The following is a 24129-nucleotide window of genomic DNA, read 5'->3' as shown; positions in this document are numbered from 1 at the left end:
TATCCGCCGCTTCACTTAGTGCGCGCTACTACTTTTATGACACGGTGCCGCGCCGCCCCTTAACGCAAGGCACGCGGGAGCCGGGCGCCGTCGTCGTTAAAAGCGGAGAGGCGATAGCAGGTGACGGTGAGCTCCCCGCTCACCTCCATCCGCACCTGCCCGCGCGGGTAAATGCGCTGGGTGAAGGAGGTGGTGCCTTCCTGGAAGAGTTCCACCAGGGAGCCGTCCATCCACAGGGAGGCCGGCGCGTTCACGGCGGCGGTGAAGAGCACCTCGTTCGTTTCCGAATCGCGCAGGGAGATGGTGCCGCTGCCCGCCAGGTCCAGGGAGAAGGAGTGCAGCTCGGGCAGTTCGGTGACCACGGTGCCCTCGCCTTCGCGCAGCGCGAAGATTTCGGGAGCCGGCTCGGTCCACACGCGCCCGTCGGAAATACGCACCTGGCGCGGGTAGGTCAGCGCACCGTTGTAGCCCGAGGCGTCGATATCGGCGTCGGTGCGGTCGGAGCCTTCCCAGGTCCAGCCCCAGGCGAGCACGCGCTCCCCGTCCACCACGCACTGAGGCGCGTAGAAGTCGGGCCCGGCGTCGAATTCACCGCCGGCACGGGGCACGAAACGGGGGTACCCGGCGCTCATATCGAGATCGCCCACCAGGTAGGCCACCCCGGTGAGGTGATCCATCAGCGTTTCCGCTTCCACCCACTGGGAGACGATGAGCACCCACGCCTCCCCCACCTGGATGAGCTGGGGGCATTCCCAGATGGAGGCCGGGGCGTAGATGGAGGCAAGCGGGTCGTCGCCCACCAGGAGGGTGTCCAGGTAGCGCCAGTTGCGCCAATCGGAGCACTCGTAAAGGAAGATCACGGGGGTGCCGTCCTCGAAGCCGCCGCCGTGGATGGCATACGTGCGGCCCTCCACCTCGAAAATGAAGGGGTCGCGCATGGCGCGCACGTTTTCGATGGGCGGCATGGTGGCGACGACGCCGGTGGGCTCCCAGCCACTCCTATCGGCGTTTTCCTCCGCCAGGACCGTCACGGAAGGGCCGTCCCCGCGGGTGACGGCGGTGTAGAGCAGCGAGGATACTCCCTCGTGCACGGTGCCCACGCCGGACCAGCAGCCGGCCGAATCGGGCTGCCCGGGGCGCGGTTTGAGGGCGATGGGCTGCGCCGTCCAATTGACGAGGTCCGTGGAGGTGGCATGCCCCCAGTGGATGTGGTCATGCCAGGGCGCCTTGGGGTTGTACTGGTAGAACATGTGCCAGGTATCGCCCACCTTGTGGATGCCATTGGGGTCGTTGACCCACCCGAAGTTCGGGCGCACGTGCAGGGCGGGGAAGAAACGGTCGGGGAAGTGGTCGAGCTGTGTCATGAGTGCCTCCTTTGTTGAGGGGGTTGGGGGCGGCGTGGCGGCCAGCGGGGAGCGGCTGTGTCCCTCATCGTTGAGGAGGGCACGGTCGGGTACCCAGCCGGCGTGACGGCGCCCGTGGGCTGCGGCGTAGAGCCGATGTTGGTCAGTTCCCGCCGTTGAGCTTTCCTGCGGCGCCGTGGGGCAGCCGCAGCTCGGCCCGGTGATGACGGTGCAGGGCACCAGTCGGGTACGGTGCCGCTCCGCGGCGGCATCCGGATCACCGAGCAGGCGGGTGATTTCGGTAATGGCGCGCTCGGCAACCGCTTCTACCGGGTCAACGGCGCGCAGGAATGATTGGGCTTCGGGCAGGTGGGAATCATCGAAAACGGCCAGGCGAATATCACGGCCCGGCACCAGGCCGCGGCGCCGTATCTCCGCCATGGCGGGCACGCACATGGCCGAGTTGCCCAGCACCAGGGCGTCAATATGGGCGCAGGAGTCAAGCACCTGGGCGATCTGGCGGCGCACCGCCCGCGGGGAGGAATGGGCGCCCACCAGCTGGTGGCGGGTCACCCGGTGGCCCCGTTCCACCAGGGCTTCCTCGAAGCCGCGCATATGCTGCGAGCCGTTGGCGATGCGCCGGTCCGGGTAGAAGAGCACCGGGTAGCGCACCCCGTGGTCGAGGAGGTGTGCGGTGATATCGCGGATCCCCTGCTGGTAGTCGGTGCTCACCTGCGGGGCCACCACGGCGGGGTCATTCCCGTTGACCACCGCGAAGGGGATGGCGTGGCGGCGCAGCCGCGGCAGCGAGTGCCGGCGCCATCCGGGCACGGGGCTGATGATGACCGCGTCCAGACGGTGCGCGATGAGGGCGCTGAGCGCCGCTTCTTCGGTATGCACATTCGCACCGGTATCCAGCAGGAAGGGCACCAGGCCGGCATCGGTAGCCTGGCGGGCCAGCTCCAGGGCCACCGCCGTGCCCCCGGCGTTGCCGAGCAGGGTTCCCACAATGGCGATTCCGGGTGAAGCCCCGGCACGTAGGGAGCGGACGGTGCGCGGGCTGGAGTAGCCCAGTTCCGCTGCCGCCTCCAGCACCCGCATCCGGGTGGATTCAGCCACCCGCCGGGTCCCGTTGAGCACGTGGGACACCGTGGTGATGGACACCCCGGCGCGGCTCGCCACGTCTTTCATCCCTACGCCCGCCATTGTTCCTCCTTCTTTCTTTTACGACGACGCCGGCGGCCCGCTACGCGGGCCGCGCCCGCCGGTCGGTGCGCCACCTTGACGGTGCGTGGGCACCGTACCAGGCGCGGGGCGCACGGTGCGCCGCACCGTGGGCGCGCCATGGGCGCCGCCCGGGCTACACGTCCTCGAGAAGAGTTCCCTTCGTCTCCGGCATCATAGTCCGCGACCAGATGACCGCGCCGAGCATGCACGCAGCGTAGAAGAGGAAGGTGAAGGTCATCGAGGCTTGGAACATCACCGGGAAGGTGCCGGAGATGATCGCGGCGGACACCCAGTGGGCGGCCGAACCGACGGCCTGACCGTTGGCGCGGTGGGCCGGCGGGAAAATCTCCGAGATGAAGACCCACAGCACCGAACCGATACCCACCGCGAGCGCCGCGATGAACACGATGATGAGAACCAGCACAATAATGCCGGTGGTGGTGGACAGCTCCGAGCCGTTGAAATAGAAGATTCCGGCGATGGCCAGCAGCGCCACCAGGTCGATACCGGCGCCCAGGGTCACCAGCGGGCGGCGCCCCACCTTGTCCACGAGGGAGCGCCCCAGCAGGGTGAAGGCCAGGTTGGTCAGGCCCACCAGGATGGAGGAGGCGAAGGCGGCGTCGCCGGCGATGCCGGCGGACTGGAGCAGGGACGGTGCGTAGTAGAGCACCGCGTTGGTGCCCGCGAATTGGGAGAAGAAGGCGATGAGGATCGCCATGGTGATGGGGCGGGCGGTGCGCTTGGAGAAGAAGGGCTCCGTTGCCGCGGCGTGCGGGGCGGCGTTATGCATATTTGCCATGACCTGCGCGGCTTCGTTCTTGCCCCACAGGTCTTCCATGACGCGCAGCGATTCGCTATCGCGCCCGCGGGTGTAGAGCCAGCGCGGGCTTTCCGGAATGAAGTAGCACACCGCGAGGAAGATGAGGGAAGGCACCGCCTGGATGCCGAGCATCCAGCGCCAGCCCAGCTCCACCGGCATCATTTTGACGATAATGTAATTGGAGAAGTAGGACACCACAATGCCGATCACGATATTGAGCTGCACCGTGGCCACCAGTTTTCCGCGCCGTGCGGCAGGCGATATCTCCGCCGTATAGAGCGGGGCGATTACCGAGGAGGCCCCCACCGCGATCCCGCCGAGCATGCGGAAGATGAGGAAGAAGACCCAGCTATTGGCTACCGCCACGCATACAGAGGTGATGAGGTAGAGGGCGGCCACGCCTTTGAGGACGGGGCGCCGGCCCCATTTATCGGCCGGGATGCCACCGAAGAGCGCCCCGATAATGGTGCCGATGAGGGCGCAGGAGACCGTGAAGCCCAGCTGCCCGGCGCTCAGGTCCCATTTGTCTTGAAGGGCTGCTGTGGTTCCGGAAATCACCGCGGTGTCGAAACCGAAGAGGAAGCCACCGAGTGATGCGGCGGTGGCCGAAAATGGTACGAGGTGTTTTTTCATGTTCTCTCCTCACCGTTGAGAATGCTGTTCGTGGCTGGTGCTGCGAGGGCGGGAACGGTGCGCTTCCGTTGCGCCCCGTGCTCCTTACCCCGTGCCCCGTTTCCAGCTCAGGAAAGGGGCAGACCGGCCGGTGCATTCACTCTAAGAAGAAGTGCTGGCGTGAGATAGGCCCGTCTCCTAAAATTTGCGCAAATTTTAGGAGACGGGCCTAGCTGCGTCGTCGTACCTTTTAAGACAGTCGCGAACCGCTACTGTGCCTGAGCTGCCTTAGCCGCGCGGGTGGCAGCGCTCGTATTCCGCCGTGTACGCGGCGATGAGGGAACGCAGCCGGGGGTGCTCGCCCAGGTCCTCGGTGAGGACCACCTTCTCGGTGCCGTCGGCCAGCGGGATCTTCCAATTCGGGTATTCGGTATCGGTGCCGGGCTGGTTTTGGGTGCGCCGCTCGCCCACCGCGTCCACCAGAGCAATGGCCTGGAGCTGGGCGGGGGTGCGGGCAATATAGCAGTGCATCGCCTCGATGAGCTCGCGTTCGGTGGGATCGTGGCTCTCCAACAACCCGCAGCCGCACAGGGTGTCAATAAGCACGCTGCGCTCGCGGCGGGCTTCTTCACGCACCTGCTCCACGGGCTCCACCAGGATATCCAGGGAGGCGCGCAGGTCCACGTGTTCGCCGGCCAGGTAGCCGGCCAGCGGGGGCAGGTCGTGGGTGTCCACCGTGACCAGGGAGGCGCTGCGGTAGTGTTCGGGGGCGCGGAAAGCTTCCCCTTCCTTTTCGAAGAGCATAACGGAGGTGCCGAAAATGCCCCGTTCGGTCAGGAAATCACGCACCCAGGGCTCCACGTTGCCCAGGTCTTCCCCGATGAGGAAGGTGCCTGAGCGCGCCGCTTCCAGCATGAGCACGCCGATGAGGGCTTCGTGGTTGTAGTACACGTAGGTGCCGTCCACCGGCTTATTGCCCGCCGGGATCCACCACAGCCGGAAGAATCCCATCACGTGGTCGATGCGCAGCGCCCCGGCATGGCGCATGACGGTGCGGGCCATATCGCGCACCGGTGCGTAGTGCTGGCGGTCGAGCTCCACCGGGTTGAAGGGCGGCGGGGACCAGTCTTGGCCGAGCTGGTTGTACATATCGGGCGGGGAGCCCACGCTCACGCCGCTGGCGAAGGCATCCGGGTTGGCCCAAGCGTCCGCGCCGCAGGCCTGCACCCCCACCGCGAGGTCGTGCACCACGCCGATGCCCATGCCGGCATCGCGCGCCACTTTCTGGGCGGCTTCCAGCTGCTGGTCCATGACCCACTGGCACCAGCAGTAGAAATCGATGCGTTCGCTCAGCTCCGTGCGTTCGCGGCGCGAGGCCAAGGTGTCGGGGCGCTCGCATTCAACCGGGAAGTGCTTGCCGTAGCGCTCAAACATCGCGCACCAGAACGCGAAATCTTCCAGGCCCTGCCCCTCAGCCGCGCGGAACGCGTCGAAATCGGCCTGGCGGGCGTGGCTGCGCGGTTCGCGGTAAATCACTTCGAGGGCGCTGCGTTTGGCTTCCCAGCAGGCGCTGCGATCCAGCAGAGTATTGTGCAGCGAGGATTCCTTAGGCGCCTGCCCCGCCCACGTGACCATGGAGCGCTTGCCGGAGTCCATATAGGCCACTTCGCGGATGTCCTCCGGGCGGATGTAGAGGGGGTTGAAGAAGCGGCGCGACGTCGGCAAATACGGCGAGTTCGTGAGCTGCCCGCACGGTTCGGCGGCGTGCAGCGGGTTAATGAGCACAAATTGCGCCCCCAGCCCGCCGAAGAGCGAGCCGAGTTCGGCCAGGTCCGCGGTGTCCCCCGTGCCCCAAGAGTCACGCGAGCGCACCGAGTAGAGCTGGCTCATGACGCCCCAGCCGGCCACGCCTTTTTCTGCCGGGGCGGGTAGGCGCGCGGGTACCACGATGAGCGCGCCGCTATGCCAGGTGGCGGCCTCCTCCCCCGCGGCTGGCGGGGTGACCTTGGCGCGCACCGTATGGTAGCCGAGCGGCAGGTTACCCGGGATGATGAAGGCGGCGCGGCCAATCATGGCACCGTCGATAAGGCGCGGGAGTTCAAAATCTTCGGACTGCACGGCGGGTAGTTCCGCGCCGTCTTCCAGTTCGTAGGTGAGGGCCACGGCGGCACCGTGGGGCACATGCACGCGGATGATCTGCTCATTGCCTTCGCGCACCACCGTGGTGGCGGGCAACACGTGGCGCCATTCGCGGCTATCGACCGTGTCCAGCGCCGCCTGCGCCGCTTCCGGAGTGGAGGTATCAATCCCCATGGCCGCGAGCACCGCGACGAGCGTATCGGCATCCACCGTCACGTATTCGCCCGCGAAACTCCAATAATGCGTTGCCACTCCGTATGCATCAGCGATGCGGTTGAGCATATCTTGCGGTGGTGAACCCGCCATGGTTCCCTCCTTGTGTCTCCCCGTGTGTCCCCGGTTGCTCGCCTCCGGTGGCGAGCCCGGTTACTAGAATATCTGCTCCGTTGCCTTTCCGTGGAATTTGGCGCCGTGGTGGGGATGGTGCGACGACGACGGCGCAGCTGGCGCGGGCACCCTGCCATGCGCCGTTGGCCCCGGGCCGGGCACCGTTGGCGCGTAGCAGGGCACCGCTGGTGCCCGGCCGGGCAGCGTCAGTCTAGGAATTCACGCGGGTATTCCGGCGTACCCGAAGCACCAGACCGGCCGCCAATGCACCGCCGGCAATCAGGCCGAGCATCGCCATTCCGCCCGCGCCGGTAGCCGGGAGGCGTGTGCCGGGAACGGCGGGGCGAGTTGGCCGCGGCGCAGGGGTTGTCGGGCCGGATGTCGGGACTGGTGCGGGCGTGGTTGGCTCCGCCGTTGGGACTGGTGCAGGCGACGTGCTTGGCCCCGTTGTCGGTTCCGGGGCTGGGGTGGTCGGGTCAATGGTGGGTTCGACCGTTGGCTCGGGCTCCACCGTCGGGACTGGTGCGGGCGACGTCGGCTCTGGCGCCGTTGGTTCCGGCTCCACCGTGGGTTCCGGCGTAGTTGGCTCCACTGTCGGCTCCGGCGCGGGCGGAGCGGGAGGCGCCACGGCCTTCACTTTCACGCGCACCTTCACCTTCGCTCCGGGAGTCACGTGGGTGCCCCGGCAGGAAAGCTGCGCGCCAGCGGCGCCATCCGTGACAGTGCAGGAGGTGCGGGGAGTCACTGCCGTGTATTGGCCAGCTTTCGCCGCTCCGACTGCGCTATCGCGGTCGGTCTCCACAATGTCCGAGAGTCCGATAATCTGCCACGTGGCGGGCGTGCCGTCGGCATAGGTGCCGCCGGTAAGCGGCAGGTTCTCCGCGGCCCACTCCCCGGAAATATAATTTCCTGGATTGCTGGCCACGAATTCAAATTCTTGTTCGGTTTCCGCCGCAACGTTGGTGGGAGCGGCGGGCGCCACCATGCTCACGCCTGTCGCTACGTCGGTCGCGCCGCTGAGCGGAGTCCCAATAACCGCGAACTCCGGAGCATTCAATTTCGGGGTGCCGCGGTACATGGTGAAGAGCCGCCCCGTATCCCCGTAGGCGGTGGTGTCACTGGCGGCGTCATAATTATCGACGGCCACCTGCCAGAATTCGCCGCTCTGATATTCGGTGAAGCCAAATAATCCTGGACGGATCATCATGCCGCTGACGAATTGGAGATTCTCATTTTCGAGCGAGCTGCTCGGCGTGGAATAGGCGTCGTCGTGCAGCTCCGCTTTATGCAATTCGTGCACCTGTACCGTGCTGGCCTCCACTAAGCCCGGCATCTTAATTCCCTGGGCGGTGATGGTGTCTCCGGTTTTCGCGCGCACCAGGCTGTTTGAGCGCATGGCCCAATATGTTCCGTCCTGGTAGAGCATTCCCTGCGCGGCCGAATGCGAGCTTTCCCCGGCGAATTCGCCGCTGTTGGTGAAATGGGTGCCGCCCCATGCGGGAGTGATGATGTCGGTAAGCGGCCGCGCCGTCACCATATCGGAGCGTTCCTTGATGAAAACATAATTCGGTTGGCCCTGGACGGGCACCAGGGCTGCGTCAAGCACCTGGTCGCCGTGGGGCATAGCGCCCAGGCGGGTGGTAACCACCTGGTTTTCCGCGGCCAAAGCGGGGTCTTTCGCTATTTTGATGAAGGAATAATTCGCGATCTCCGGGGCGCAATCCCCCTGCCCTTTCGAATATCCGGTTGCGGCGTAAATATTGCCGTCGGCGGGGTTGTAGACCATCGCTTCGACGATATTTCCGACCGTCCCTATTTTTGTTGTTTCCCAACCGGATGCGGTTCGGGTGTTTTTCCAGATTTCTGTTCGTCCGCGCGGAGCATCCGCCGGGCAGGACCCGGGGTTATCGAAAACGTGCTTCGCGGTAATAATGGAGTTGGAATCGGTGGCGAAACTTGCCGGTTGTTGTGCCAGTGCGGCAACCGAGCCTGCCCCGATAACGGCGAGCGCCGCAATAGCAGCTCCGGCGGTGCGTGTGTGGCGCGAAAAAGCTCTCAGGATAGACATGCTCTGCCCTTTCAGAGACGACTAAACTTTCCTCCATCTTAACTAATTATTCACAACTTGTGGGGAATTCCGGCGCAAAATCTATGCGGAACTGCATATCTAAAACATCAAATTATTTCGGTGCGAAAATCTATGCCTGCGAAAAATCGCACACGGCGCCCTACGGCCGTGCGGACGAGCCTACATCGTACGGGCGGGTCTACGTCGCGCAGGTGGGCCTACGCCCCGCAAGCATGCCTAAACCGTGCGCGCAGGGTAGGCGTGCCGAAGGTAGATAAAGGAAATAATCGTTGCACCCGCGATAAGCAGCCAGGTTATCCCGTAGGGCAGCGCAGAAATGCCATCTCCCGATACGAAAGCCAGGGCCACGATGGAGGTGGTCAGCGGGATAAACATCGTGGATGCGAGGGATTCCACGATCACCGCAGAGCTGGCCATCTCCTCGATGGTGATGCCGTCGGGTTCATCCGGGTCGTCGAAGAAAATATTGAGGGTGTCCAGGTAGGCGATGCCTATGCCGATCCCGGCAAGGGTCCACGCGATGCAGAAGACAGGCGTAGCTGATACCGGGCGCCACCCGAAGAAAATCCACGCCGCGAAGAAGAGCGCCGCGAGCGCGATGAAACCGAGGCCGAAAATAACACGGAGCTGATATCCGCGCCGAGACGCGGCCGGTTTGATACCGCAGACCACGCCCACAACGGCCCAGCCGAGCCCGCCGCCCATAATGATGATGCCCAGGGCGTCCGGGCCGGCCTGGTAGAGGTCGTGCGCGGTGAGGGAAACGAGTTCATTTCCCGCAAAATAGCCGCCGGTCAGGAAGAGCATGCCGGCCAGTGCGGCGCGGCGGGGTGTTTTTTGAGTGAAGGTGCCCTGCGGCATGAGGAGCACGGCCACGCGGCCCAGCACGGCCACCCCGATGACCATGAGCACGATCTTGAGCGGGCCGGATGCCGGAATAATTGTTATTCCCACGCCCGCCACGATGAGGAGGAGCGCGGTATAGGAGAAGGGTGATTCTTTGCGTTCCCCTTCGGTTTGAAGATTGAGGGCGATAACGAAGCGGGCTATCAGAAGTAGCGGGAGGTAGAGGAGCATGGCCCAGCGCCAGGAGAGCAGGTGCGTTGCCCACGCCGCATAGGCCGGGCCTACCACGGAGGAGACCACCCAGCTGGCGGAGGAAAAAGCTAGGGTGAGGCGCCGGGCACGCCCGGATAGCCCCAGCGCTACCGCGCCGATGGAAGTCATGGCCAGGGTGGAACCGGCCAGCCCCCGGATCACCGCACCGAGAAGATAGACCGAGATATGGGGCGCCGCAGCGCTGGTGCACGCACCCAGCACCAGGAACACGGTGGCGCCCATGAGGAGGCGCGGCAGCCGCATCCGATTCATGAGCGCCGCACCGATGGGCAGCCCCGCCATGGAAGCAATCGCGGATACTCCCATAATCACGCCGTAGAGGTTTTGCGCGTGCAGGTCTTTGGCCAGGATCGGCAAAATCAGCTGGTTGAGGTAGGTCTGCATTCCCCCGATAAGTTCGAGGATAATGACGGCAATAGCGATCACCAGCCCGGCGCTTCGTTTTTTCATGGTCTAACTGTAGCCGGGCCGGAAGTCCCAAGAAATACCGAAGCCGCCACAAGATCTCGCCACAAGGCCCGTCTCAAAATATGGACACATATGCTATGGTGGCTTCGTTCGACCAAGCACGCATCTTGACGCCACCGCTATAAAACAGCGCGATCCGGTGCGAAACAACACTATTCGAGCGCCACACTCTCCACGTATGCGCGATATGGCCTGTTCAGATGCTGAGATTGTGAAAGGTTTCTGTGCCCGCTTTTATCACGCATCTGCGTTCCCTACTGCCCTGCACCGATGACCTACGCGCCACCAAAAAATATTGGCGCCAAGATATCGCTGCGGGGGTCACGGTGGGAATCGTAGCCCTCCCCCTCGCCCTAGCTTTCGCTATTTCCAGCGGCCTGAGCGCGGAGGCCGGCCTCATTACCGCCATCGTTGCGGGAATTATCGCGGCAATCTTCGGCGGCTCCAATTACCAGATCTCCGGGCCCACCGGCGCCATGGCGGTCATCTTGGCACCCATCGTCGCCGCGCACGGTGCGCGAGTGGTGCCGCTCCTGTGCCTCATGGCGGGAGGCCTCATCCTCCTGGCCGGGGTGTTGGGCCTGGGGCGCGCCGTCTCCCTCATTCCCTGGCCGGTGATCGAAGGTTTCACGGTGGGCATCGCCGCCATTCTTTTCTTCCAGCAGGTCCCGAATATTATCGGCGTGGAGACGCGCGCCGGCCTGAGCACCCTGCCGGCCGACTTCGAAGCCCTCACCCGCATAACTCCCGCAACGGTGCTCACCACGGGGCTGCTCTGCCTGGCCGCCATCGTCATTATCGCGGCGTGCACGAAAATCTCGAAGAAGCTCCCCGGATCTCTCATCGCGGTACTGGTGGTAAGCTTGGCCGCCTGGGCCGCCGGCCTCACGGTGCCCACCATCGGCACCATCCCCTCCACTCTCCCCGCACAGGTCGTCCCCGAAATCTCCATAAGCCTCCTCAGCGCCCTGGCGCCGGGCGCGCTCGCGGTGGCGGCCCTGGCGGGTATCGAGTCGCTCATCTCCGCGCGGATCGCGGCGGGGATGGTGCGCGGCGGCAGCTATTCTCCGGATCGGGAGCTGGTGGGCCAGGGCCTGGCGTCGGTGGGCTGCGGGCTTTTCGGCGGCATGCCCGCCACCGGCGCGATCGTCCGCAACGCCGTGAATGTGCGTTCGGGTGGGCGTTCGCGCCTGGCCGCCCTCATCCATTCCCTGGTTCTCATCGCGGTGGTCTACCTGGTCTCCGCCGCGGTCTCTGCTATCCCGCTCTCGGTTCTTGCCGGCGTGCTGGTGGTGACCTGCTACCGCATGATTAATCCGGATACGGTGCGCCAGGTGATGCGTTCCAACCGCTCGGATGCTTCCGTTTTCGTGATCACGGCGATTATTACGGTGGGTCTGGATATTATTTGGGCGATCACCGTGGGAATTATTATTTCCGGGATTCTGGTGTTGCGGCGCATGGCGAACCGTTCGGGTATTTTCCGCGAGGATCTCCCCTCCGATCCGAAAATTGCTATTTTGCGGGTAGACGGCACCATGTTCTTCGGCGTGGGCGACCGCATCGAGCGCGAAATCCCGCGCCTGGCGGGCGTGGACGTGGTAATTTTGCGCCTCTCCCGCGTCGGAATCGTGGACGCCACCGGGGTGCGAGCCCTGGCGCAGGTGGTGGACCGCCTGGTCGATGCCGGCAATACCGTGCTGGTCAAGGGCCTCCCCAAGCAGGTGCAGGAGATGGCCCAGCGCATGGAACTGGGCCAACTCAGCATCGGCGATTATCTTTTCACGGATATGGACGGCGCGATGGCGCAGGCCCGCCGCATCGTGGCCGCGAATGGCAGCTCCACCGCCACCGGCCGTTTCCGCGCGGTCGAAGAAACGTAAGTCCCCATCATCTACCGGTCCCGCACATTTTCTGGTACCGTTCCCGGTGACAGGACTCCCCGCACCTCTCGTAGAAGTGTCCCAGGGGAGACGTTTTTTCTCACCACCCCGCGAACCATACCTTGTCGCCTTTTCGCGCGCGTGCGAAATAGGTACGACGACGCCGCCTCCCCCGCTACCGCCTAAATGAGGGATGCACCGCACTCATGAGAATGCCCAATGCCAGCAGCACCACGCATACTGCAATCGGTAGCCACGGTGCGATCCCATAGAGCGCCGTGGACGCAACGGGGGCCAGCACATAGGCCATGCCGTTATTGGCATTGATGAGCCCGGCCATGCCGCCTTGCTCATGCGGCTCCATCTTCAGGGTGGGCGCGGTGTTATAGCCCGGCATCGCTAAACCGGAGCCGAGCCCCGCCAGCACGCAGGCCAGCACGAAAATCCACAGGTGGCTCGGGTAGAGCAGCAGGGCCACCGCCACGAAGAAGATCACCAGGCCGCGGCGGAAGAGCTGCACCGCGTTCCAGCCGAGCCGCGGTGCCAGCGCGGCCTGGGCGATGATCATGACCACTCCCATAATGGACATGCACAAGGCCGTAAATCCGGCGGTGGCCGCCGCTTCCAGCCCCAATGCGTCTTGGAGCAGGAAGCCGAACACGGTGGTCAGGGTGGAAAATACGGTGAACATGAGGAAGCCGCAGGCTAGGAAGGCGAATGCTCGCGGGTCGAAGTAGCTGACTTTAGCGGGCTTCTCCACCCGCTTTTCACCCCGGGTGGGTTTGAAGGTCACCAGCAGCACTACAACCCCGGCCAAAATCATGAGCGGCATGACCACCAGCGGCAGCATAAATCCGCCGAGGGCCGCCAGGCTCCCACCCACCAGCGCACCGAGGATGGTGGCGAATCCTTGCGCGGCGCCCAGCATGCCCACGCCTTTGACTCGCTGCGCCTCACTGTAGGTGTGGGTGATGATGTAGGTCTGGGCGGCGGGCGTGATGGCGGCAATGGATCCGCCGTACAGCAGGCCCCGGGTGAACACCACCCCGATCACCAGGGCGCTCCCAACCAACGCTCCTTGCAAGCCAAACCAGGCCACTACCGCGAAGGCCGCGAGCGCGGTGGCCGCGCCGAGCATGCCGGTCACCAGGATGGGGCGGGTGCCCCGCCGCAAGGAGACCCTCCCCCACGTGGTTGAGCTAAGCGAGAGCACGATGGCCGCCAGGGAGATCGTCGCCCCGATATGCCATTCTTGCAGGCCGATTTCGCGCGAGAGCGGGGCAATAATCGGGTTGAGAATCATCTGGCCCATATAGGCCAGTAACACGGTGAGAAATAGTGGGAACAGGCCAGGAATCTGGCCCTTTGTCGAGCCAGGCTCCAATTCCGGTTCCGCTGCCGGTTGCGGGTGAGTATTCGCGTCGGTCATAGCGCTTCCTTTTCAGAAGTAATGGGTGAACGGCACACACACTAGAACACTGTTCTAGTAATGTCAATGCGGGGTGGCGATATGCTGGGCATATGCACGCTAAATCCGTGAACACCGGCCGGCGCGTCGGCCTGACCCAGGATAAGATTCGCCACGCTGCCCAGGCCCTTTCCCGTGACCGCGGCATCGAAAATTGGTCGATTCGCGATTTAGCGCTTGAACTCAAGGTCTCCCCTTCGGTGATTTACCACTACTTCGCCAATCGGGACGCCATCGTCGATGCCGTGATAGCGCATCTCATCGGCTCCATCGCCCTGCCCGAAGCAAGCCTGGAGTGGAAAGAGTGGTTCATGGCGCTGGCGCAGAACGCCCGCCCGGTTCTGCTTGAACATCCGGGGGTAACGGAGCGGATGATGCACGGCAATTTCAGTGCCGAGATGCTCCCCCTCCTTGAAGCATCTTTCGAAAAATTGCACGAGGCCGGTTTCCGCCATCACGCCCCGCAGGCCTACACCATGATTATCAATACAATTCTGTGGGCGATCACGGCGCGCAATTTGCGCAGCCCCACTCGCCGCGAGCAGCGCCACGATCTAGGCCGCATGGTCGCCCAGGCCCAGCCCCTGGCCGCCACTTCCACCGCGCTCACCGATATGCTCACCAACTACCTGCTGCCCCTCACGGATCCGCAGCACGAAAACCAGATGAGCCAGGAATACTTCACCATCATGGTGCAAGCCCTCCTGGTGGGCCTGGAACAAACGCTCCTCCCCCGCGAAAGCACCGAGTAGCGCGTACCGACGTTCACTTATACATCTAAGATTGTTATAATTCTACAACTCGACGGCGACTTCACGAGATTCTTCGATCTTCCGGTAAGCCGTTGCAATTTAGGTTTCCAGGTGCCACTCCAGGCTCACACGGCACCGCTTCCATGGTGTGTAGACTACATAGGAATGGGAATGGGAATGGGAATGTGAGGAGACAATATGGGGTACCCGCTAGATATTAAAACAGTTGCAGTCACAGAGCTTTCACTCGACCTGCGCAATTATCGCATGCCGATCCACGCTACCGACGAGAATGAGGCCATTCTGTATCTTATTCAGAATGAAAAGGTCTTTGAACTAGCTAGCGAGATTCTAAAGGCCGGCTACCTCGACAACGAAATCCCCCTTGTCACCTCTACGGATACTGGATATACAGTTCTCGAAGGAAATCGCCGCGTTACAGTACTGAAACTACTGAATAACCCCGCACTCGCCCATCGCTTCGGAGATAAAATCGCGACACAATATGATCGACTTGTCACAAAATACAAGAGCGAATTGGCCGATATTCCATCTCACATCCGCGTTATGGTCTCGGAATCCGCAGATGAACTCCAGCCACATATAGCGCGACTACACACGCAAACAGCAAAGAAGCAATGGTCTACCGAGCAACAGGCACAGTTTTATTACGTCCAGATTGAATCCGGATCGACCGTCGCAGATTTAAAGTCGCGTTATAATTTAAAATCCCGTCTCAATCGGCTTTTGCAAGCGGGATCATTTTTCGCTCTGGTCGACGCACTGCGTGGGCGGCTCACCGAAGAAGAAGTGAAACTATTAGCATCGGTCAAGGCATCCCCTCTCGAATACGCGCTCCGGCTGGAAGAGATTCGCCAACTTACTGGGCTGAAATTTACAAAAGAAGGTCTATTCGCTCCCTGCGGGACGACACCAAAGGAAATGGCAGATAGATTAACTGACGACCAGCTGGTTATTCTCGTGCGGTTAGCGCAACTCATGAAGGAAGGGGAACCACCTCTAAATACCCGTCATCCGATTCACAAAGGTGACGAAAAAGCTCGCTCGGAAGTTCTAAGTTTCCTTTCCAACGGTGATACGCCCCCAATAAATAAAGAACAAGATCAAGGGCACCAGGACAACTGCGCTAAAAAATCTTCACCTGAATCGGAGCCCTTTTCCCGTCCAAAAAGCGAGACAAGTAACAATCATTCCCCGAAATCCCCTGGCGAGAGCTCGCAACCAAGCGTCGATGCCACCCTCGACTCAGACGTCTTTAAAAACGGAAATATTAGCCTTAAGAATGCATTAAGGAAAAATCTAAAAGATGGATCGCACAATGACGATAACCAGCTCGGCGTCAAGTACGTCCACCCAACTTTCACCATCAACGAATCCGTTGAGTTTGAGCACGTAAATGGCCTCCTTTATGGAGTATTCACTTACGGAAACCTACCAGCTAACCAAACAAACAGGCGCGCGAAGCTCTACCTTATTACTCCAGCGCTCCGGTCCCTTTTCGAACTCACTCTGTCCGCGTTGGACCTTTCAAATATACCGGACATGAAGTTGCCTTCCCGTCCCCACTCCAACCATAAGCAAAATGTAGACTATGTTGTCGAAAAACTATCGGACAATTCCTTCCTCACTTATGTTTCAAAACAGTTCCCAGAATTCGGCGGATACAAGAAGCTCAAATCAACGTTCGATGCATGCAATTTTTCAGAAGCTGCTGGCACCTATGGAAATCTAGCAGCACATGCGTCCTATCAGAACCTGACAGGGCAGCACGTTATAAGCGCTTTCAATGCGGCAGTACTTTTCGCCTTCCTCTCTCAATGGTATGCGGACTATAAAACTAAATAAGTATATTTTCGACTACTCTACATACCTGCAACCTTATTTATGATTGCAATTTTATCCGCCAGGTACCGTGATGTTATTAAAAGTTCCTGAGCGGTTGTTTTCTTATGCGCTGAATAAGTAATCGAGAGAGGCACACAGTAATCATTGCGGTACAAGTCTCTAACGAGAGGGTGGTTATCATAAGTGATCACCCACCGCCCTTCTGGGTATTCATGGATGACATTGGCTAGACTCATATGGTCGTAGCCGTCAAAAGCGTTAAGGTATAGTCTCGAGCCCGCTTGAACATACGGGGGATCAATATAAAGAAGCGTACTCTCATCATTGCCATAAGCACTAATAATGTCGCGACCATCCTTGTTTGTCACCAACATCTGGTCAAGATGCGGAATTAAATCCGTGACACGTTTAACCAGCGCCCCTCGGTTAAATCTAGCATCCATCTTATAATTACCGGTTTGCTTTTTACCACCAATCACACCTGCATTGAGGATTCCCGACCTGTTCGTACGATTGAGATAGAAGAATGCTAGTCCTAACTCCGGGCTTGGACAGAGCGCCTCCCTATATATTGTTCTTTGATAATTCCATTGTTCAACGTCGAGTGGAACGTTTTCAATGAACGATACCAAGCGGTCCACGTTATTCTTGAAAAGCTTCCAAAATGAGTAAACAGCAGGATCGAGATCATTGATGTGCAACTCATTAACCTGGCCGGAAGAAAGAAGGGCAATTCCTGCACCGGCACCACCTGCGTAGGGTTCCACATAACGTCGAATACCACCATCCGAGTCGAGAATTTTAGAAAGAAACCCGGCCAGTTTCGCCTTCCCCCCTGGATACCGAAGTGGCGATAATGACGAGAAAGTACGTCTAGCTACAATGCATAGCGCATCGGTTTGCCCTTCGCATTCGGCTACGCAACTAGTGTTGATCAAACCCATAGATATTCTCCCATCCCCTAATAGTACGGGACAAAGCAAGGGAGAGGGCGATTTCCCCCGACACCTCACTTGACAAGATTCAACGAGCCTAAAAAGCGGTTCAACCCCCTGCCTATGCACGCGAAACATCAGAGCCACCGCCTAAGATAGTCCCATACCACCCCGGCCCGCACCCGCGCGCCCGGGCCCGCCGTGAAAGGAGCCGCGCGTGGCACTGACCCTATCCACCATCGAGGAAAGCGTGCGCGCGCTGGCCGGCCAACCCAGCTACACCCGCGATTTCTTCTTTGACCTGCTGCGCGCGTACGGCATCTCAAAATCTTCCATCGCCCGCCTGCGTTCCACCACCGCCAGCTCGATCAACGTCGCGGCCGACCGCGAACACGAAATTGCGTGGAAAAACAAGCTGTACATCCGCAAAACCTCCGGCGACCTCGTGGCCGCGGCCCTCGATCTCAAAACCAGCGACACCGCGATCCGCTACAACACCCGTTTCGTCATCGCCACCGATTACATCAGCCTCGCCGCTTTCGATACGAAAACGGGCGATTCCCTCATCACCCCGCTCGCGCAGATCGACAAAAACATCACATTCTTCCTGCCGTGGGCGAATATGGAGCGCCGCGATTTCGCCTCGGATACCAAAGCGGACCGCCGCGCCGCCGAACACATGAGCAAGCTCTACGACGACCTCCTCGAAGCCAGCCCGGATATGCTCACCGACGCCGCGTCCCGCCACGGCCTCAATATTTTCTTCACCCGCCTCCTTTTCTGTTTCTTCGCGGAGGACACCGGCATTTTCGCGCGCGGCCAGTTCACCAGCGCCATCGGCTCTTTCACCGCCCGCGACGGCTCCGACACCGCGGAATTCCTCCGCACCCTCTTCCGCGCCCTCGACACCCCGAACGCCGCGGACAAACCCGTCTACCTGCAAGACTTCCCGTACGTCAATGGTCGCCTTTTCCGTATTAATAACGACGACGACGCCTCTTTGGCGGTCCCCCACTTCACCATGGCGGCCCGGGACTCCCTCTTGCGGCTCGGCACCCTGGATTGGTCAGAAATCAACCCTGATATTTTCGGTTCCATGTTCCAGGGCGTGGTCGATAAGCAGCAGCGCGCCAACCTGGGTCAGCACTACACCTCGGTTCCCAATATCTTCAAAACCATCCGCCCGCTCTTCCTGGACGAGTTGGAAAAGCAATACGATGCTGCCGCCAATTCAGTAAAGAAACTGCGGGATTTGCTGGCTCGTATCCAAAGCATTAAGGTATTCGATCCCGGGTGCGGCAGCGGCAATTTCCTTGTTATTGCTTATAAAGCGCTGCGCCAGCTGGAGCACCGAATCCTGGAACGCATCGATAGCCTCTCCACCTCGGGCTCCTGGTCTTTGCTGGGGATGGGCGAGGAAGAAAAGTTGGGCGCAGCTACCCTGGGCCTGGCTTCGTCGGTTATCAATATCGAGAACTTCTACGGCATCGAAATCGATGACGTCTCGGTCGAAATGGCGATCCTCTCGCTCTGGATCGCTAAGCACCAGATGAATGAGGAATTCGCGGAGAAATTCGGCGTGGATATTCCCCTCATCCCGCTCAAGGAAACCGGGCATATTGTGCACGGGAATGCCACCCGCCTCGACTGGAACGAGGTCTGCCCCAATAACGGAACAGATGAAATTTACATTATCGGAAATCCACCCTATGTAGGAAGTACATACCAGACCAAGGATCAGAAGGAGGACTTCGCCTATGTTTTCGATAGCGCGAAGTATCCGAAGAAGCTCGATTACGTTGCCCTCTGGTTCATTAAGGGCGCCAATTACATTCGCGGCACCCGAGCCAAGCTCGCTTTTGTGACCACGAATTCCATTACCCAGGGCGAGCAGGTCGCTCTGCTCCACCCCTACGTTTTCACGGGCGGCATTGAAATCGGCTACGCCTACACCTCCTTCAAGTGGAGCAATAACGCCTCCCATAATGCCGGAGTAACCGTGGCCGTTATCAGCCTGCGCAACGAATCTTCCGAACCGAAATGCCTCTTCACGGACCTGGTGCGAACTCCGGTTGAGAATATTAACGCCTACCTCATTGCTGGTGAGAGCACCTTCGTCACTGCAAGAAGCACAACTTTATCCCCGTTCCTACCAAAAATGACCAAGGGATCCCAACCGACTGACGGCGGTAACCTCATCCTTTCGGATCAGGAAGCTGAAGACCTCCTCACTAGCCATCCCGAGCTTTCCGAAGTCCTCAAGCAGTTCGTGGGAGCTGACGACTACATCAATGGGAAAGACCGCTACTGCCTGTGGCTCACGGAAGAAAACCGGCACGAAGCAGCCGAGATTCCGGAGGTGAAGCGGCGCCTGGAGCACGTTTCCGCTATGCGTTCGGCCAGCACAAAGAAGCAGACCCAAGAGTTTGCTGCTATTCCTTGGCGATTTGGGGAAGTCCGCTATAAGCCTACGGATTCGATTATCGTTCCAAGTGTTTCTTCGGAACGCCGTGAGTACGTTCCCGTCGGCTACCTTGGCCCAGACACCATCATTTCCAATCTGGCGTTCGCTATCTACGATGCTGAGCCGTGGCTGTTCGCCTTGCTCACCTCGAAAATGCATATGGCTTGGCTACGCGCTGTTGGGGGCCAGCTCGAAACCCGGCTACGCTACTCGAATACCTTGGTTTATAACACTTTCCCCGTGCCAGAGTTGTCGGCGTCGTCGAAAGAAGAACTTACGAAACGTGCGCTACGCGTACTCGATGTACGCGAATACCACTGCGAAAAAACCTTAGCCGAGCTCTACGACCCGGACCTTATGCCACGCAACCTCCGCGAAGCGCACGAAAAAATTGACGAGGCAGTCGATAGACTTTATCGCAACAAGCCCTTTGCTTCTGATGAGGAGCGGCTGGCCGTCCTGTTTGAGAAATATCAGCAGCTCGTTGCGGCGGAGGGGAAGTAGCGTGGCGCGCGCCGCCGGGAGTGAGGAAGATATGCACCGCATCGATATACCGGAAACGCACACCGAGCCCTTGGCGTCGATTCTCAATAATTTGCGGCTGGAGCGCTGCGGGACGGGGCGGTATCGCGGCCAGAACCTGGTGCAGATCACCGGGAAAGTGTACGGCGGGCAGGTGCTCGGGCAGGCCACGATGGCGGCGGCTGATGATGTGCAGCGCTCGCTCGGCATCGGTGAGGATGAGCGGCTGGCGCATTCCATTACCGCGGCGTTCCAGCGGGCCGGGCACCTGGATGAGCCTATCGAGTTCCAGGTGGAGGAGATCAACGATCTGCGCTCCTTCTCTACCCGGAATGTCACCGCGTACCAGGGTGACCGGTTGATTTTCACGGCGCGGGTGTCGTTCCAGTTGCGCCAGCCCGGGCCTACCCTGGCTTCCTCCATGCCGGATGTTCCCGGGCCGGAGGGGCTGCCGTCTTCGGTGGATTTCTTCGGGGCGCTCGATAACGTGTTCGCGAAGGTGATGTCGTCCACGAACGGGATCGATATGCGGCGGGTGGAAGGTGATATCTACCTGCGGCCGGATCCGGGGCGGTCCCCGCGCCAGCACCTGTGGCTACGGGCGCGTTCGCCGATGCCGGAAGGGACCTCGCGCACCCTCCAGCGGGCGATGCTCGGGTATTCGGCGGATCAGTTCATGTTGGAGCCGGCCTTGCGGGCCCTCGGCTTGGCCTGGCTTTCCCGCGGGATTTCGGTGGCGACCCTCGATCACGCGATCTGGTGGCATCGCAATTTTGATATGTCGGAGTGGATTTTGGCGGAGATGGAGTGTGTTTCCGCGCAGAACGGGCGCGCCCTGGTGAACGCAAAGTTCTTCCAGGACGGCCGCCATATTGCCTCCATGAGCCAAGAAGGGATGGTCCGGGTGCCAGAACGACACCCGGACCATCCCGAGCAGCATGTCGAGTAGCTGGCGGTAGCTACTCAATGTGGGCGCTGCGCGCGTGGGCATAAGCGGTTGACTCGTGCCCGTACGCAGTTAGCGCGCCTGAACTTTTCGCACGCGCGCTTAGCGCGGCGGCTCGCCTAGCGCGCCAGTTTGTCTAGCGCGTGAGCTTGTTTAGCGCGTGAGCTTGCGGTGGGCGCCGGCACCCGGGTTGAGTGCGGCTTCACCCAGGCGTTCCACCTTGTTCTTCTCGTAGCCTTCGAAGTTACCTTCGAACCAGTACCACTTGGAGGGATCCTCATCGGTGCCTTCGTAGGCGAGGATGTGGGTGGCCACGCGGTCAAGGAACCAGCGGTCGTGGGTGATAACCACGGCGCAACCCGGGAACTGCAAAAGCGCGTTTTCCAGGGAGGACAGGGTTTCCACGTCCAGATCGTTGGTCGGTTCGTCAAGGAGCAGCAGGTTGCCGCCCTGCTTGAGGGTGAGGGCGAGGTTGAGGCGGTTGCGTTCACCACCGGAAAGCACCCCGGCCTTCTTCTGCTGATCCGGGCCCTTGAAGCCAAATGCGGAAACGTAGGCGCGCGAGGGCATTTCCACCTGGCCGACCTGGATGTAATCCAGCCCGTCAGAAACAACTTCCCACAGGCTCTTTTCCGGATCGATACCGGCGCGGTTCTGATCCACGTAGGAGATCTTCACCGTTTCCCCGATCTTCAGCTCCCCGCCATCGAGGGGTTCGAGGCCGACGATGGTCTTGAAGAGGGTGGTTTTACCCACGCCGTTCGGGCCGATAATGCCCACGATGCCGTTGCGCGGCAGCGAGAAGGACAGCCCGTCGATGAGCACGCGGTCCCCGAAGCCCTTCTTGAGGTTCTTCGCTTCGATAACCACATTGCCCAGCCGCGGCCCCGGCGGAATCTGGATTTCTTCGAAGTCGAGCTTGCGGGTGCGTTCAGCTTCCGCTGCCATTTCTTCGTAGCGTTCCAGACGTGCCTTCGACTTGGCCTGGCGGCCCTTCGCCGAGGAACGCACCCACTCAAGTTCATCCTTGAGGCGCTTGGCGAGCTTGGCATCCTTCTTGCCCTGGATTTCCAGACGATCCTTCTTGGTTTCCAGGTAGGTCGAGTAGTTGCCCTCATAGGGGTAGAGGCAGCCGCGGTCCACTTCCGCGATCCACTGCGCCATATTGTCCAGGAAGTAGCGGTCGTGGGTGATGGCGATAACCGCACCCGCGTAGGACTTCAGGTGCTTTTCGAGCCACAGCACGGATTCGGCATCCAGGTGGTTCGTCGGTTCGTCAAGGAGAAGCAGGTCCGGGGCTTCCAGCAGCAGGCGGCACAGGGCCACGCGGCGGCGTTCCCCACCGGAAAGTACGGACACCGGGGTATCCCCCGGAGGGCAGCGCAGCGCGGCCATGGCCTGCTCCAGCTGAGAGTCCAGATCCCAGGCGTTCGCGGCATCGATTTCCGTTTGCAGCTTGCCCATTTCTTCCATGAGGGCATCGAAGTCCGCATCCGGATTCGCCATTTCTTCACCGATGGCGTTGAAACGGGTGATCTTCTCCAGAATGTCCTTACGCCCTAGCTGCACGTTTTCCAGGACGGTCTTATCCTCTTCGAGGGGAGGTTCCTGAAGGAGGATACCCACCGTGTAGCCCGGGGAGAGGCGCGCTTCCCCGTTGGAGGGCTCATCCAGCCCGGCCATGATCTTCAAGATTGTTGATTTACCGGCACCGTTCGGACCGACCATGCCGATCTTGGCTCCGGGGAAAAACGCCATGGTGACGTCGTCAAGGATGGTCTTATCCCCCACACGCTTGGAAGCGTGGATCATCTGGTAAATGTATTCAGCCACTTATCCCGTCCTGATTCGCGATTCAGTGCCGCGCATCGCGCTAGGTGTTGCGCGAGCGGCCCAGACCAGTGTACCGAGCCGCCCGCGAAAAGTCCCCCCGATGTGACTGGAACCGGGATGGAATGGGATTTTCTCAAGTAGATAAGCATGCCATCGCGGCAGACTATGGATATCTACGTGGTGGTAAAAGAATCGCTAACGAGTCTGGTAGATGTCTCTTCGGTATACGCCTTGCCTAGGAGGCTGAAACTAATTTTCCACCCCGAGGCGACGCACCACCTCATCAAAAGGTATGAGCCGCTCTTTGCCGGACTCAACATCCGCCCAGATCTTCTCCGCCTCAATGAGGTCAAGGGCATCTTCAATAGCCTCGTGTGCCACTACTTCGGCATTGTCACCCGCAAGTTCTTCAAGACGGTCAAGCATTTCTTCACCAATATTGATACTCATCTTTACATCCCTCCCCTCAATAACTAGGCGCGGAAATAGTGAAGTGGTCCAGGGTTTGTTCCGAGGAATTAAACCCGGGCATGCTTGTAGTGTACCTATCAGAACAACGGGTGAGTAGAGGCATTTTCGGCATCACCATGCGCCACCTGACGGATCCGAGCGCAAGGCTTCATCCGCTGACATCGCATCAGGTGACATCGAGTCAGGTGACATCCCCGGAGGCGGCACACCTATTCCAGCTGGCCCGAGCGGTTCACCCGACGCTTCAGAAGAATCCGACTCCTCGGTGAGCCAACGGCTATCCCCCGGCGTGCTTTCCCCTGCCGCTGTATCCGCGGAACTCACCGTGCCAGCGACTCCGCCATTTGTTTCCGCAGCTGGATCGGGGCGCACTTTGACGAAGCTGGCCCGCCCGGTGGTGAGCTCGACTCCCACGGCATCGGCAAAGAGGGTGAGCCCGCGCATGGTGGAACCGTCCTTACCGGTCCATTCGCGCATATCGAGCCGCCCGCGCACCAGCAGCGGGGTGCCGGTAGTCACCGATGTTTGGATATTACGGCCGAGGGTGCCGCGAGCCCGCACCGTGTACCAAATAGTATTGCCGTCCTCAAAGCGGTTAGTTTCTCGCGAGAAGTAGCGCGGGGTCACCCCAAGATTGACCGTGGTGACATCCCCACTGGTGGCGTTCTCATAAACTTTCGGGTTGCCGCCGGCATATCCACGTACCGCGACGATGGTGTCATTAACCATGATGCTGTCCTTTCCCACCGCCACGTGCGGGCGGTGGACACCATCATGACCCGCTCACTCTCGCTCGGCTATCCGCATGCACCTGCTTGTGGATAACCATGACATTTCGGCAACCT

Annotated in this window: 15 protein-coding genes; 5 read left to right on the top strand and 10 right to left on the bottom strand. The window is 60.7% G+C overall.

Features of this window, described 5'->3' with window-relative positions:
- Window positions 1-59: 59 nt before the first annotated feature.
- The 5 genes from CYJ17_RS05120 to CYJ17_RS05100 all read right to left on the bottom strand — a co-directional run bounded on the left by CYJ17_RS05120 (window position 60) and on the right by CYJ17_RS05100 (window position 10126).
- A complete protein-coding gene (locus CYJ17_RS05120) occupies window positions 60-2549 on the bottom strand; it encodes a LacI family DNA-binding transcriptional regulator (RefSeq protein WP_101657594.1) in 2490 nt (829 codons plus the stop codon).
- Window positions 2550-2703: 154 nt separating this feature from the next.
- Complete coding sequence (locus CYJ17_RS05115; protein WP_026428475.1) at window positions 2704-4023, bottom strand: sugar porter family MFS transporter; 1320 nt, start codon at window positions 4021-4023, stop codon at window positions 2704-2706.
- A gap of 267 nt (window positions 4024-4290) precedes the next feature.
- A complete protein-coding gene (gene malQ, locus CYJ17_RS05110; protein ID WP_087071051.1) occupies window positions 4291-6447 on the bottom strand; it encodes a 4-alpha-glucanotransferase in 2157 nt (718 codons plus the stop codon).
- A gap of 232 nt (window positions 6448-6679) precedes the next feature.
- Window positions 6680-8536: a hypothetical protein gene (locus tag CYJ17_RS05105; protein WP_087071052.1), complete on the bottom strand. Its 1857-nt coding sequence runs from the start codon at window positions 8534-8536 to the stop codon at window positions 6680-6682.
- Window positions 8537-8773: 237 nt separating this feature from the next.
- Entirely contained in the window at window positions 8774-10126 is a 1353-nt protein-coding gene (locus tag CYJ17_RS05100; RefSeq protein ID WP_087071053.1) for an MFS transporter, read from the bottom strand.
- 242 nt (window positions 10127-10368) lie between these two features.
- Between CYJ17_RS05100 and CYJ17_RS05095 the strand changes: the two genes are divergently transcribed.
- The gene (locus tag CYJ17_RS05095; protein ID WP_101595174.1) at window positions 10369-12027 is read left to right on the top strand and encodes a SulP family inorganic anion transporter; all 1659 of its coding nucleotides are present in this window, start codon (window positions 10369-10371) and stop codon (window positions 12025-12027) included.
- Between the two features lie 175 nt (window positions 12028-12202).
- Here CYJ17_RS05095 and CYJ17_RS05090 read toward each other — a convergent pair whose 3' ends face one another.
- Window positions 12203-13456, bottom strand: a complete 1254-nt coding sequence (locus tag CYJ17_RS05090) for an MFS transporter (protein WP_234984527.1) — start codon at window positions 13454-13456, stop codon at window positions 12203-12205.
- Window positions 13457-13548: 92 nt separating this feature from the next.
- Between CYJ17_RS05090 and CYJ17_RS05085 the strand changes: the two genes are divergently transcribed.
- Together CYJ17_RS05085 and CYJ17_RS05080 are read left to right on the top strand one after the other, a co-directional pair.
- Window positions 13549-14247, top strand: a complete 699-nt coding sequence (locus CYJ17_RS05085) for a TetR/AcrR family transcriptional regulator (protein ID WP_087071055.1) — start codon at window positions 13549-13551, stop codon at window positions 14245-14247.
- 198 nt (window positions 14248-14445) lie between these two features.
- Window positions 14446-16113: a hypothetical protein gene (locus CYJ17_RS05080; protein ID WP_101595178.1), complete on the top strand. Its 1668-nt coding sequence runs from the start codon at window positions 14446-14448 to the stop codon at window positions 16111-16113.
- Window positions 16114-16130: 17 nt separating this feature from the next.
- On the opposite strand, the gene CYJ17_RS05075 is transcribed toward CYJ17_RS05080, so the two are convergent.
- Complete coding sequence (locus tag CYJ17_RS05075) at window positions 16131-17057, bottom strand: DNA adenine methylase (protein WP_087071056.1); 927 nt, start codon at window positions 17055-17057, stop codon at window positions 16131-16133.
- 208 nt (window positions 17058-17265) lie between these two features.
- On the opposite strand from CYJ17_RS05075, the gene CYJ17_RS05070 reads away from it, so the two are divergent.
- Both CYJ17_RS05070 and CYJ17_RS05065 read left to right on the top strand, forming a co-directional pair.
- Window positions 17266-20016, top strand: coding sequence for a DNA methyltransferase (locus tag CYJ17_RS05070; protein ID WP_180948631.1), 2751 nt, complete (start codon window positions 17266-17268; stop codon window positions 20014-20016).
- A 31-nt stretch (window positions 20017-20047) separates the two neighbouring features.
- Window positions 20048-20983 carry an acyl-CoA thioesterase gene (locus CYJ17_RS05065; protein WP_180948632.1) on the top strand — a complete coding sequence of 312 codons (936 nt, stop codon included), beginning with the start codon at window positions 20048-20050 and terminating at the stop codon, window positions 20981-20983.
- A gap of 150 nt (window positions 20984-21133) precedes the next feature.
- Here CYJ17_RS05065 and ettA read toward each other — a convergent pair whose 3' ends face one another.
- The 3 genes from ettA to CYJ17_RS05050 form a co-directional block, all read right to left on the bottom strand.
- A complete protein-coding gene (gene ettA / locus CYJ17_RS05060; protein ID WP_087071058.1) occupies window positions 21134-22813 on the bottom strand; it encodes an energy-dependent translational throttle protein EttA in 1680 nt (559 codons plus the stop codon).
- A gap of 249 nt (window positions 22814-23062) precedes the next feature.
- Window positions 23063-23263 (bottom strand): hypothetical protein, encoded by a 201-nt coding sequence (locus tag CYJ17_RS05055; RefSeq protein WP_087071059.1) that lies wholly within the window; start codon window positions 23261-23263, stop codon window positions 23063-23065.
- A gap of 132 nt (window positions 23264-23395) precedes the next feature.
- Window positions 23396-24013, bottom strand: coding sequence for a single-stranded DNA-binding protein (locus tag CYJ17_RS05050; protein WP_087071060.1), 618 nt, complete (start codon window positions 24011-24013; stop codon window positions 23396-23398).
- Window positions 24014-24129 lie beyond the last annotated feature (116 nt).

Origin of the sequence: Actinotignum timonense (genome assembly GCF_002860685.3) — a bacterium.
Taxonomy (GTDB): Bacteria; Actinomycetota; Actinomycetes; order Actinomycetales; family Actinomycetaceae; genus Actinotignum; species Actinotignum timonense.
This window is presented reverse-complemented; position numbering and strand designations above follow the sequence as displayed.

What these genes read in the sequence shown, in the direction of transcription:
- CYJ17_RS05120 (WP_101657594.1), bottom strand. Translation starts at nt 2,549, where the DNA reads ATGGCGGGCGTAGGGATGAAAGACGTGGCGAGCCGCGCCGGGGTGTCC.
- CYJ17_RS05115 (WP_026428475.1), bottom strand. Translation starts at nt 4,023, where the DNA reads ATGAAAAAACACCTCGTACCATTTTCGGCCACCGCCGCATCACTCGGT.
- malQ (WP_087071051.1), bottom strand. Translation starts at nt 6,447, where the DNA reads ATGGCGGGTTCACCACCGCAAGATATGCTCAACCGCATCGCTGATGCA.
- CYJ17_RS05105 (WP_087071052.1), bottom strand. Translation starts at nt 8,536, where the DNA reads ATGTCTATCCTGAGAGCTTTTTCGCGCCACACACGCACCGCCGGAGCT.
- CYJ17_RS05100 (WP_087071053.1), bottom strand. Translation starts at nt 10,126, where the DNA reads ATGAAAAAACGAAGCGCCGGGCTGGTGATCGCTATTGCCGTCATTATC.
- CYJ17_RS05090 (WP_234984527.1), bottom strand. Translation starts at nt 13,456, where the DNA reads ATGACCGACGCGAATACTCACCCGCAACCGGCAGCGGAACCGGAATTG.
- CYJ17_RS05085 (WP_087071055.1), top strand. Translation starts at nt 13,549, where the DNA reads ATGCACGCTAAATCCGTGAACACCGGCCGGCGCGTCGGCCTGACCCAG.
- CYJ17_RS05080 (WP_101595178.1), top strand. Translation starts at nt 14,446, where the DNA reads ATGGGGTACCCGCTAGATATTAAAACAGTTGCAGTCACAGAGCTTTCA.
- CYJ17_RS05075 (WP_087071056.1), bottom strand. Translation starts at nt 17,057, where the DNA reads ATGGGTTTGATCAACACTAGTTGCGTAGCCGAATGCGAAGGGCAAACC.
- CYJ17_RS05065 (WP_180948632.1), top strand. Translation starts at nt 20,048, where the DNA reads ATGCACCGCATCGATATACCGGAAACGCACACCGAGCCCTTGGCGTCG.
- CYJ17_RS05055 (WP_087071059.1), bottom strand. Translation starts at nt 23,263, where the DNA reads ATGAGTATCAATATTGGTGAAGAAATGCTTGACCGTCTTGAAGAACTT.
- CYJ17_RS05050 (WP_087071060.1), bottom strand. Translation starts at nt 24,013, where the DNA reads ATGGTTAATGACACCATCGTCGCGGTACGTGGATATGCCGGCGGCAAC.